The 11,847-nt window shown below is 66.5% G+C and carries 9 protein-coding genes; 5 read left to right on the plus strand and 4 right to left on the minus strand.

Features of this window, described 5'->3' with window-relative positions; all coding sequences use genetic code 11:
- The first annotated feature begins 6 nt into the window (after positions 1 to 6).
- Positions 7 to 1,116, plus strand: coding sequence for a serine hydrolase domain-containing protein (locus tag QE394_RS19535; RefSeq protein WP_349035306.1), 1,110 nt, complete (start codon positions 7 to 9; stop codon positions 1,114 to 1,116).
- Between the two features lie 72 nt (positions 1,117 to 1,188).
- Positions 1,189 to 2,307: an FUSC family protein gene (locus QE394_RS19540; protein WP_349035307.1), complete on the plus strand. Its 1,119-nt coding sequence runs from the start codon at positions 1,189 to 1,191 to the stop codon at positions 2,305 to 2,307.
- Between the two features lie 9 nt (positions 2,308 to 2,316).
- On the opposite strand, the gene QE394_RS19545 is transcribed toward QE394_RS19540, so the two are convergent.
- Genes QE394_RS19545 through QE394_RS19555 form a run of 3 tightly spaced genes read right to left on the minus strand, consistent with a single transcriptional unit; the run spans position 2,317 to position 6,035 of the window.
- A complete protein-coding gene (locus QE394_RS19545; RefSeq protein ID WP_349035308.1) occupies positions 2,317 to 3,324 on the minus strand; it encodes a MaoC/PaaZ C-terminal domain-containing protein in 1,008 nt (335 codons plus the stop codon).
- Positions 3,324 to 4,664, minus strand: coding sequence for a 3-oxoacyl-ACP reductase (locus tag QE394_RS19550; protein ID WP_349035309.1), 1,341 nt, complete (start codon positions 4,662 to 4,664; stop codon positions 3,324 to 3,326). The genes QE394_RS19545 and QE394_RS19550 overlap by 1 nt, the downstream gene beginning before the upstream one ends.
- Positions 4,665 to 4,673: 9 nt before the next feature.
- Positions 4,674 to 6,035 (minus strand): acetyl-CoA C-acetyltransferase, encoded by a 1,362-nt coding sequence (locus tag QE394_RS19555; RefSeq protein WP_261620355.1) that lies wholly within the window; start codon positions 6,033 to 6,035, stop codon positions 4,674 to 4,676.
- On the opposite strand from QE394_RS19555, the gene QE394_RS19560 reads away from it, so the two are divergent.
- On the plus strand, positions 6,034 to 6,816 hold the full coding sequence (locus tag QE394_RS19560) for a TetR/AcrR family transcriptional regulator (RefSeq protein ID WP_261620374.1): 783 nt from the start codon (positions 6,034 to 6,036) through the stop codon (positions 6,814 to 6,816). The genes QE394_RS19555 and QE394_RS19560 overlap by 2 nt on opposite strands.
- 1 nt (position 6,817) lies before the next feature.
- Positions 6,818 to 8,932 carry an acyl-CoA dehydrogenase gene (locus QE394_RS19565; protein WP_349035310.1) on the plus strand — a complete coding sequence of 705 codons (2,115 nt, stop codon included), beginning with the start codon at positions 6,818 to 6,820 and terminating at the stop codon, positions 8,930 to 8,932.
- A 115-nt stretch (positions 8,933 to 9,047) separates the two neighbouring features.
- Here QE394_RS19565 and glgA read toward each other — a convergent pair whose 3' ends face one another.
- A complete protein-coding gene (glgA, locus tag QE394_RS19570) occupies positions 9,048 to 10,253 on the minus strand; it encodes a glycogen synthase (RefSeq protein ID WP_349035311.1) in 1,206 nt (401 codons plus the stop codon).
- Positions 10,254 to 10,355: 102 nt separating this feature from the next.
- On the opposite strand from glgA, the gene glgC reads away from it, so the two are divergent.
- Positions 10,356 to 11,762: a glucose-1-phosphate adenylyltransferase gene (gene glgC, locus QE394_RS19575; protein ID WP_056079122.1), complete on the plus strand. Its 1,407-nt coding sequence runs from the start codon at positions 10,356 to 10,358 to the stop codon at positions 11,760 to 11,762.
- Positions 11,763 to 11,847: the final 85 nt, after the last annotated feature.

Raw genomic sequence — 11,847 nt, forward strand, 5'->3', positions numbered from 1 at the left:
GTGGGGATGCAGATTTCCCGCGGCGCAGTAGCGGCCGGCTTCGAAAACGTCCTCGACCTGTTTGAGTCTTTCCTGGCCGAGGATCCTGGTTACAGCGCCCAGCTCGCTGCGTACCACGGCGGCGTCCGCGTTGTGGGCCTGGCCGGCGGCCCGGACATCGCCGCCGATACCGTTACCGGAGCTTATTCATGCTCCAAGGGTGTCGCCGCCATGGTCATTTCACTGCTTGTGCAGGACAACGTCCTTGACCTCGACCGGCCGGTGGCCTTCTATTGGCCGGAGTTTGGGGTGCACGGCAAGGACCGGTTGCTGGTACGTGAGGCCCTGTCGCACCAGGCCGGGCTGCCGGGCATCGCGGGCGGCTTTGGGCTGGGCGAGTTCACAACACCCGGGGCTGCGGCCAGGCTGGCCTCAGCCCGGCCTTTGTGGCAACCCGGACGGCAATTCGGCTACCACGCGCTCACCATAGGCATCCTGATGGAGGAGCTTTGCCGGCGTACGTCGGGAGAGTCATTGCAGGACCTCTACGATCGGCGGATCCGGATCCCGTATGGTGTGGAATTCTTCCTGGGGCTGCCCGAGGAGGAGGAACACCGTTACAGGGACGTCCTGTATACGACTGAAGCGGACCAGCCGTGGCTTGATCCGTTGAGCCTGGACGGGCTCAACTCGAACTCGCCGGTCAGCACCATCATGGAACTACCGAACATCAAGGCCGTCCGCGCAGCCGGAATGTCAGCCGCCGGAGGCGTGGGCTCAGCGGACGGCCTTGCCCGCCTGTACGCTGCGGCCACCACCGGCGCGGACGGCTCAGAACCGTTCCTTGGCAAGGACACGGTCCGCCGGATGTCCGCCGAACAGGTCTGGGGGCTGGACCGTTCTTCAGGCCTGGACAACGCTTTCGCTGTGGTCTTCATGAAGCCTCATCCATCCCGCAACTTTGGCAGCCACCGGGCCTTCGGCCATGAGGGCGCCAACGCCGCCCTTGGCTTTGCCGACCCCTCATACGCCCTCGGGTTCGGTTACATTCCGCGGCGGGCCGAGGACGGGCGGACGCCCGGCCGGGCCCACCGGCTGGCGGCCGCAGTACGGCGCTCGGCGGCCGCGCTGGCATAGTGCTCCCAAACCATCGGGCGCTCTGACCTGCGCCTTTTGGGGTTGAGGGAAAACCACCCTAAGGTTGGGCGGATGAGCACGCCGCAAGCCAGAACGCAAGTCATATGGGGCCGGGGAACCGAGATCCTGAAACGGGCGGTGTCCGGTCTCTCGGCCGCCTTCGCCGCCCAGCGGCTCCAGTTGGCCGCCAAAGCGGCCATCGCGGCCGGGCTTGCCTTCCTGATCGCGCCCCTGATGCCCGGGGCAGCTGCAGACTACCCCTACTACGCTCCCCTGGGAGCTTTGGTGGTGATGTACCACAACATCGCCGGCTCGGTCCGCCAGGGACTGCAGGCACTTGCCGGCCTCGCCGTCGGCATAGGCCTGGCATTCGTCCTGGTGGCGTACACCGATCCCTCGCCGCTTACCGTGGCGATCTTCATGGGCATCGGCGTCCTCCTGGGCGGCCTGCCCGGCATCGGGTCCGGCAGCGATTGGATTCCGACGGCGGCCCTCCTCGTGTTGCTGGTGGGCAACAGCCATCCCGATGATTTTTCGTTCGGGTACCTGGTGCAGATGGGCGTGGGGGTGGCCGTGGGCATTGGCGTCAATTTCGTGATTTTTCCGCCCCTGCACTTCAACGCAGCAGCAGCCAGCCTCGATGAACTGCGACGCGCCCTCGGCACCCAGCTCACCGACATGGGGAAGGCGCTCCGGGAAGAGTGGCCGCCCGCCCATGCCGAATGGTCCCGCCGGTCCGATGAACTGGCAGCTGCCACACGTTCCGTACGCCACCTCGTCAGGGAAGCCGACGCCAGCCGCCGGGGCAATCCAAGGCGGCGATTCCATCCCCGCGACGTGGACGAGGACTACCGCCACCTGCGCGAGCTGGAGCGGGTGACGTTCCACATCCAGGACATGACCGATGTCCTCTCCGATGTCATTTGGGAGAGCGAAGTCCCCTACGAGGTGCCGGTGCAGGACAGCAAACCTCTGTCCCAGGCGATGACGGCCGCCGGAGATCTGCTGACGTCTTACGGGAATGATGACAGGCAGGGGCACCAGGACCGCTTCGATGCCGCGAAGGCAGCGGTGGACGCGTGCATGGCTGCCACCTCCACCCGGGAATCCGAGCAGGGAACGGTGCCCGCTTCGGAATCAATCCTGCTCAGCCTGCACCGCATTCTTCGTGCCGTCCGTCCGGCAGACTAGCGGGCGTTCCTAGATTCGCTTTTCCTGCACCGGCCCGGAAACGCCGGTTTCGGTGAGGCCGGGTGTGTCCTTTCCGGCCCTTTCGTCACCATTGCCCGAAGCCGCGTCTTCAAGCGCCGCAACTGAACCGCTGAAGTGGCGCCGCCCGGACCGCGGGTTCCACGCAACGAAATCCGAACGGTGCCAGGCGCCTGTGCCTTCCTGTTCAGTGGTGATGTCCAGGGCAACCCGGGCCGGCAGGAACACCGGTGCCTCGAACCCGACCTCCCAAATAAAGGAATCGCCGCGGGCAGGGCCGACATCGGCGAGCGCCTTGGAAGCCAAATACATGCCGTGGGCTATCGACCGGCGCATGCCCAACGCCTTCGCAGACAACACGCTGAGGTGGATGGGGTTGAAGTCACCGGAAACGGCCGCGTAAGCCCGGCCCGCATCCACACCCAACTGCCAGAGTGCAGTCGGATCGGGCGCACGGAAGTCGGGCTTGCCGTGTTGGGCCGAGGGCTTGTCGATTCCCGGCAGGAAGATCCCCTTTGCCAGGTAAGTGGAGACTCCCAGCCAGCAAACGGCATTACTGCCGGATTTGCGGACCTCCGCCACAACGTCCACCTGCGTGCCGGACCGGTGCCCCCGCAGGTTCTCTACCCGCGCCGTGATGTCGAGTGCCTCGGTGAAGAGCAGCGGCACGCGCTGTTCCACCCGGTTGCCCAGGTGGATCATGCCCAGCAGTGGAAGCGGAAAGTCGTCCCGGTTCATCACGCTCATGGCCAGCGGAAACGCCAAGGCGTGGACGAAACCTGCGGGCAGCACATCACTGGCGGTCTCGCCCAACAGGTGCTGGTAGGCGGTGAGGTTTGCGACATCCACCGCGACTGCCCGCACCTCGTGGCTTTCGTCGGGCAGGTGGGAGGAATCGCCTGTCCCGAGGAGCCGCCGCCGGGCAGCCTGCGCGGCGGCGTTAATATAGAGCTTGGACAGTGACGGCATCTCCCCCAGGATGAGGGGTTGCACCGCCATTACGCGCCGACCAGGTTCTGTCCGCATATCCGGAGCACTTCCCCGGTGATGCCTCCGGCGGAGTCGCTGGCAAGGAAGGCGATGGTTTCAGCCACGTCCGCGGGCTGGCCGCCCTGTTTGAGCGAGTTCAGGCGCCTTGCTGTTTCCCGGAGGGCCAGGGGGATCCGTGCGGTCATCTCTGTTTCGATGAACCCCGGCGCCACTGCGTTGATGGTTCCGCCGGCTTCTGCCAGCAGTGGCGCTGTTGCCCTGACCATGCCCATGACTCCTCCCTTGGAGGCCGCATAGTTGGTCTGCCCCCTGTTTCCGGCGATCCCGCTGGTGGACGCAACAGTGACGATACGCGGTGACTGACTGAAGTGCTCCGAGGCCAGGAGGGCCTCGTTGATCCGAAGCTGGGCAGCGATGTTGATGTTGATGACCGAGTCCCAGCGGGCGGGATCCATATTGGCGAGGAGTTTGTCGCGGGTGATGCCGGCGTTGTGGATGACGATATCGAGCCGGCCGTGGCGTTGGACGGCATGGTCGATGATCCTCTGCCCGGCGTCCACACGGCTGATGTCCAACTGCAGGGCTGTTCCCCTGACCTCGTTGGCCACGGCCGCCAGGTGGTCCCCAGCTGCGGGGAGATCCACCACCACCAGAGTGGCGCCGTCCCTGTGCAGGGTACGGGCAATCTGCGCGCCGATCCCCCTGGCTGCGCCGGTGACGACGGCGATCCTTCCTGCCAGCGGGAGGTCAGGGTCTTCGGGCAGCGTGCCTCCGGCGTCGGAAATCTTCAGGAACTGGCCGTCCACGAACGCTGAACGCCCGGAGAGGAAGAAGCGCACCGCACCCAGGGCGCTGGGGCTCGTGATGTCCACGCCCTCCGCCAGATGGATGCCGTTTCCGGTTGCCCCGGCACGCAGTTCCTTGGCCAGGGACCGCAGGAGCCCGTCGATTCCCTGACGGGCCGCTGCAGCTGCAGGCGAACCGGCTTCAGCGGCGGGACGGGAAACTGTCAGGACCCTGCCGCTTGGCGCGAGGTCCCTCAGGGAGGCGGCCGCGCTCAGGACTGTCCTGCCGAGATCCTCCGGCCGCTCCACCTCGTCCAGCACCAGGATGATGGCCCCGAGCTTCTCGCCCGGAACCGCGTGCCGGCGGACGTCCAGGTCCCAGGACAACAGCTCTGCGCCCAGTTTGTCGGCCGCAGCGGAATCACCCTGGATGACGACCGGCCCCGCTATCAGGGGCTGGCCCGGGCGGTACCGGCGCAGGAGTGCCGGCTGGGGCAGCCCAAGCCTCTTGGCGACGTTCTTGCCGAGCCCCTGGTTGACCAGTTGCGTGTATTTGTCTGCCATGCCGGCCTCCTATACCGATTCCAGGATTGCGACGACGCCCTGGCCGCCTGCAGCACACACCGACACCAGTCCGCGGGCCGGCCGCCCGTCCGTGCTGCCCTTGGCGTGCAGCAGCTTGGCCAGCGAAGCCACGATGCGTCCGCCGGTGGCCGCAAACGGGTGTCCCGCTGCCAGCGACGAGCCGTTCACATTCAAACGTGAGCGGTCCACCTTGCCGAGGGCACCGTCCAGGCCCAACCGGGTGCGGCCGAAGTCTTCGTCCTCCCAGGCAGCAAGCGTGCTCAGTACAGTGGCCGCGAAGGCCTCGTGGATCTCGAAGTAGTCGATGTCCGCCAAGGTCAGGTTGTGGCGTGCCAGCAGCCGGGGAACCGCGAAGACCGGAGCCATCAGGAGCCCGTCCTTGCCGTGGACGAAGTCCACTGCCGCGGCCTCCGCATCCACCACGGCAGCCAGCTTCGGCAGGTCGCGTGCGTCGGCCCATTCGTCCGAGGCCAGCAGGACCGTCGAGGCGCCGTCTGTCAGCGGCGTCGAGTTTCCGGCGGTCATGGTGGCGTCGGCGCCAAGGTTCCTGCCGAAGACGGGCTTCAGCGACGCGAGCTTTTCCGCCGAGGTATCGGCGCGCATGTTGCCGTCGCGGGACAGGCCCCGGTAGGGGGTGACGAGGTCGTCAAAGAACCCGGCCCCGTAAGCGGCGGCAAGGTTGCGGTGGCTGTTGAGGGCAAGCTCATCCTGGGCTTCCCGGGAAACCTTCCATTGGGCGGTCGTCAGGGCCTGGTGCTCGCCCATGGAGAGGCCGGTGCGCGGTTCTGCCGTACCCGGAGCCAGCGGAGCCAGGTCCTTGGGCCGCAGCCGGCTGAGGATCTGCAGCCGCTGCGGCAGCGTCTTTGCCCGGTTGAGGTCGAGGATGACCTCCCTGAGCCCTTCGCTGACCACCACCGGGGCGTCGGAGGCGGAGTCGACGCCACCGGCGATGGCGGAGTCAATCTGGCCGAGCTTGATCTTGTTGGACAGGCCCACCACGGTTTCCAGGCCCGTGGCGCAGGCCTGCTGGAGGTCATAGGCCGGCGTTTCGGCAGACAACGCCGAGCCGAGGACCGCTTCGCGGGTGAGGTTGAAGTCACGGGAATGCTTGAGCACAGCGCCGGCTGCCACCTCTCCCACGCGTTCGTCCTGGAGGCCGAAGCGGGCAATGAGGCCGTCCAGGGCTGCCGTCAGCATGTCCTGGTTGGAGGACTTTGCGTAGGCACCTCCGGCGCGGGCGAAGGGAATCCTGTTGCCGCCCACCACGACTGCCCGGCGGAGCGCGGTGGCCCCCGCGGTTGGGCGGGCTGTCTCGTCGGGGCCGGTGGCCGACTGTCCGTCAATGGACATGGGTGTCTCCTCTGGTCGCATGCGGTTACCGATACCCAGCGTACCTGATACGCTGGGTATCGTGAACATCCCCGAAGCACGAACTGAAGCACACGCCGACGGGCACTCCCATGCCGCCAGTCCGGACGGCAGATCGTCCCGCTGGGAGTCCCACCGTGAAGAACGCCGGCGGCAGCTCATCAAGCAGGCCCGGCGCGCGGTACACGCCCTTGGCAGCGACGCCCCCATGGAGGACATCGCCGCAGCTGCCGGAACGTCCAAGTCGGTGTTCTACCGCTACTTCGGCGACAAGGCCGGGCTGCAGCAGGCGGTGGGCGAGGTGGTCCTGGACCAGATGCAGCGGCGCATCCGCGAGGCCGCACAGAGCGCCGTGACGCCGCGGGAAGGGTTGTTCGCAATGGTCTCCGCCTACCTGCAGATGGCGTCCACCAGCCCGAACGTCTACACCTTCGTGACACGCCACGCCGAGGCGTCCGGCGCCGCGGCCGTCTCCGGCGCCCTGGGGCACTTCTTCGACGCAGTCGCCGAGATGATCGCCACCCCCATGCGCTCCCACCTGGGCGGCGGGAAGGAAGCGGTCATCGGATTCTGGCCCAAGGCCGCCATCGGGCTGGTGCGGAATGCCGGCGAACAGTGGCTCAGTACCCCTGAATCCGCCGCCAAACCGGGCCAGGACGCCATGGCCCGCCAAATCACCGACTGGCTCTGCGTCGGCATAGCACCCGAACTGTCTACTCCCAGCACCACCAAGCAACCTGTCAGCACCAACGAAGGACATTGACATGACTGAAGTAGTGGACCGCCCCGCCGCCAAGGGTTCCCGCCCGGCCGGCCCCGCCCGGGTCGCTGCCGGCACAGACCGACCCCAGCCTGCCGTCGACACCGAAGCGCTGGGCAGGCAACTCCTGGGCAAGTGGGCGGATGTCCGCCGCCAGGCGCGGGACCTCGCCGCCCGTCCCGAACTGCACAAGGTCGAGGGCCAGACCCACACGGACCACCGTGCCAGGGTCTTCGGGCAGTTGCAGTACCTCGTTGACAACGGGGCGGTCCACCGCGCCTTCCCCTCCGCGCTTGGCGGGTCCGACGACCACGGCGGCAACATCGCCGGCTTCGAGGAGCTGGTGGTTGCGGACCCGTCGCTGCAGATCAAGGCCGGGGTCCAGTGGGGGCTGTTCGGCTCAGCCATCATGCACCTTGGCACAGCAGAGCACCACGCCAAGTGGCTGCCGGGCATCATGAACCTGGCCATCCCCGGCTGCTTCGCCATGACGGAAACCGGGCACGGCTCCGACGTTGCCAGCATCGCCACCACCGCCACCTACGATCCCGCCACCGCGGAATTCGTCATCCACACGCCCTTCCGCGCTGCCTGGAAGGACTACATCGGAAACGCCGCAACGGACGGACTCGGCGCTGTGGTGTTCGCCCAGCTGGTGACGCAGGGCGTGAACCACGGGGTCCACGCCTTCTATGTGGACCTCCGCGACCCGGACACCAAGGAATTCCTGCCGGGCATCGGCGGTGAGGACGATGGAATCAAGGGCGGCCTCAACGGGATCGACAACGGACGGCTGCACTTCACCAATGTCAGGGTCCCGCGCACCAACCTCCTCAACCGCTACGGCGACGTCGCTGCCGACGGCGCCTACAGCTCCCCCATCGCCAGCCCCGGACGGCGCTTCTTCACCATGCTGGGAACCCTGGTCCAGGGCCGGGTATCCCTGGACGGTGCAGCGGTGGCAGCATCCAAGGTGGCGCTGAAAGCCGCCATCCAGTACGCCACCGAACGCCGGCAGTTCAACGCCTCCTCCCACACGGACGAGGAAGTGCTGCTGGACTACCAGCGGCACCAGCGCCGCCTGTTCACCCGGCTCGCCACCACCTACGCCGCCGGGTTTGCGCACGAACAGCTGCTGCAGAAGTTCGACGACGTCTTTTCCGGCGCCGCGGACACCGATGCCGACCGCCAGGACCTCGAAACCCTTGCGGCGGCCCTCAAGCCCCTCAGCACCTGGCATGCCCTGGACACCCTGCAGGAATGCCGGGAAGCCTGCGGCGGCGCCGGGTTCCTGATCGAAAACCGGTTCGCCTCCCTTCGGGCGGATCTTGACGTCTACGCCACGTTCGAAGGCGACAACACCGTGCTGCTGCAGCTCGTTGCCAAGCGGCTGCTGGCCGACTACGCCAAGGAGTTCCGCAACGTGGACTTCGGCGTGCTGGCCCGCTACGTGGTGGGGCAGGCCACCGGCGCGGCCATCCACCGCACCGGCCTGCGCCAGGTTGCACAGTTCATCACCGACACCGGCTCCGTGCAGAAGGCTGCGATCGCCCTGCGGGACGAGGAAGGACAGCGGGCCCTCCTCACCGACCGGGTGCAGACCATGGTCGCTGAGGCTGCCACCGCGCTCAAGGGCAGCAACCGGCTCCCGCAGGACAAGGGCGCGGCCCTCTTCAACCGCCACCAGAACGAACTGATCGACGCTGCACAGGCCCACGCCGAACTGCTGCAGTGGGAGGCCTTCACCGAGGCGCTCGCAGACGTCACCGATCCCGGCACCAGGAAGGTCCTGACCTGGCTGCGTGACCTTTTCGGGCTTTCCCTGATCGAAAAGAACCTCTCCTGGTACCTCATGAACGGCAGGCTTTCCATGCAGCGGGCGCGTACCGTGGGCGGCTACATCAACAGGCTGCTCGAGAAGATCAGGCCGCACGCATTGGACCTGGTGGACGCGTTCGGGTACGGCGATGAACACGTGCGCGCCACCATCGCCACCGGCGCCGAGAAGGAACGCCAGGACCAGGCCCGCGCCTACTTCCGCAGCCAGCGTGCCAGCGGACAGACCCCCGTGGACGAAAAGGTGCTGCTGGCGCGGAAGGCCGGCGGCCGCAAGGCCTAAAAAACCCTTAACCCGCCAGCGGCTCAGCACCGGCATAGCGCAAAGTCCTGGTACGACGACGGCGCCGCTTCCCTTCCACGGGGAGCGGCGCCGTCGTCGTACTGCTTAGGGGACGTCAGCTGCTGGCGGGCAGCACCGAGCGGTACACCTCAAGGGTGGTCTCCGTGATGGACTCCCACGAGAAGTGCTTCTCGGCGCGCTCACGGCCCGCCTGTCCCATGGCCCTCGCGCGGTCCGGATCGGACACGACTTCCGTGAGGGCGGCCGCAAACTCACTGACGAACTTCTCCGGGTCCAGCGGCGTCCCGGTACCGTCCGTGACCTGCTCAAGGTCCACCAGCAGCCCGGTCCGGCCGTGCTCCACCACCTCGGGAATGCCACCGGTGGCGCTGGCCACCACTGCGGCGCCGCAGGCCATGGCCTCGAGGTTGACGATGCCCAGCGGCTCGTAAATGGACGGGCAGGCGAAGGCGGTGGCGTGGCTCAGGACCTGGATCAGCTCGTGGCGGGGCAACATCCGCTCGATCAGCACCACACCGGTCCGCTGCTTCTGCAGGTCCTCGATCAGCGCGGCGGTCTCGGCGGCCAGTTCCGGGGTGTCGGCCGCGCCCAGGCACAGGACGAGCTGGACGTCGTCAGGAAGCTTCGCGGCTGCCCGAAGAAGGTACGGAACTCCCTTCTGCCGCGTGTTTCTTCCCACAAAGACGACACTTGGCCTGGCGGAATCAATGCCGAGCGCACGGATGGCGTCGCCGTTTTCGTCACGCTTCCACATCTCGACGTCGATCCCGTTGTGCACCACCCGGACCTTCTCCGGGTCCACGTCGGGGTAACTGCGCAGGATGTCCTGCCGCATGCCCTCGGACACGGCGATGATGGCGGCGGCAGCCTCATAAGCGGTCTTCTCGACCCAGGAGGACAGAGCGTAGCCGCCACCCAGCTGCTCCGCTTTCCACGGGCGCAGGGGTTCAAGGCTGTGGGCACTCAAAACATGCGGAATTCCGTGCAGCAGTGAGGCCAGGTGGCCGGCCATATTGGCGTACCAGGTATGCGAGTGGACCAGGTCGGCGCCGGCGATGTCCGGGACGATCCTCAGGTCCACACCCAACGTCTGCACAGCGGCGTTGGCGGAGCCGAGGTCCTCCGGTACAGCGTAGGAAGTCACCACAGCACCGTGATAGTCGGCGTCGCGGGGGGCACCGAAGGCACGAACCTGCAGGTCAACGTGCTTACTAAGCACCCTGCTCAATTCGGCGACGTGCACCCCGGCGCCACCATAAATTTCCGGCGGGAACTCTTTAGTCACAATGTCTATTCGCACAAGACCCAAGGTAGTCCTTCACGCATAACTGTTCTAGTGTGAAGGAGTCCGGGCGTACCGGATTGTCTTGGGGAGTTACGAAGGCGTACAGGAGCGACCACTATGCCGTTGAATAAAAAAGTCCTGGCCATTGTCCTCGCAGGTGGCGAGGGAAACAGACTGATGCCACTGACGGCAGACCGGGCGAAGCCCGCGGTGCCTTTCGCCGGCAGCTACCGCCTTATCGATTTTGCGATTTCCAACCTGGTGAATTCTCGCTACCTGCAAATCGTGGTCCTCACGCAGTACAAATCCCACAGCCTTGACCGGCATATTTCCGAAGCCTGGCGCATGTCCACCCAGCTCGGGAACTATGTCGCCTCCGTCCCCGCACAGCAGCGCGTAGGCAAGAGCTGGTTCCTGGGCAGCGCCAACGCCATCTACCAGTCCCTGAACCTGATCCATGACGCCAACCCCGACATCGTCGTCGTGGTCGGTGCAGACCACGTCTACCGCATGGACTTCGCCCAGATGGTGGAACAGCACGTCCACAGCGGGGCCAAGGCAACGGTTGCCGCCGTCCGCCAGCCACTGAGCATGGCCGACCAGTTCGGTGTCATCGAGGTGGACCAGAACGATCCGCAGAAGATTGCGGCATTCGTGGAGAAACCCGCCACCACGCCCGGCCTCGCCGCGGATCCGTCCCAGTTCCTCGCCTCCATGGGCAACTACGTGTTCGACGCCGACGCCCTGGTGGCGGCCCTGCACGTGGACGCCGAACGCCTCGACACCAAGCACGACATGGGCGGTGACATCATCCCCTACTTCGTCAACCAGGGCGAGGCAGGGGTCTACGACTTCACGCTCAACGAAATCCCCGGCTCCACCGAACGCGACCGCACCTACTGGCGCGACGTCGGCACCATCGACTCCTTCTACGACGCCCACATGGACCTCATCTCGCCGCTGCCGGTGTTCAACCTCTACAACTCCGAGTGGCCCATCTACACGCGGCAAAGCATCTCCCCGCCCGCCAAGTTCGTCCGCGGCCTCAACAACACGGTGGGCACCGCCCTGGACTCGATCGTCTCCAGCGGCGTGGTGATCTCCGGCGGCGTGGTGGAGGGGTCCGTCCTCTCCAACGACGTGTACGTGGCGACCAGCAGCAGGGTCATCGACTCCGTCCTGATGGACAAGGTACAGGTCGGCGAGGGCGCCGTGATCAACCGGGCCATCATTGACAAGAACGTCAAGGTGCCGGCCGGCGCCGCCATCGGTTTGGACCCGGACCTCGACCGTGCACGCGGCTTCAAGGTTACCGAATCAGGCATCACCGTCCTGTCCAAGTACCAGGAAGTCCCGGAGCCCGGCGAACACGAACGCCAGCTGGCCGCCAAGAACCTGCATCTGGTCCCCAACGCCGTGAAGGCCGCCGCGGACCAGTACCCGGAGGTGCGCGAGTCGGTGGACAAGGTGGCCCGGACCCATGCCGCCGCAGCCGAAGCCTCCCCCGGGGCACGCGTGTCCTGACCCGCCGCTGACATCCGGTGGAAGGACCGGCGGCGCCTGCACGGCGCCTCCGGTCCTTCAGTCATGATGCCCTGTGTCCACGCTG

It is taken from the genome of Pseudarthrobacter sp. SORGH_AS 212, from assembly GCF_030818145.1.
Taxonomy (GTDB): Bacteria; Actinomycetota; Actinomycetes; order Actinomycetales; family Micrococcaceae; genus Arthrobacter.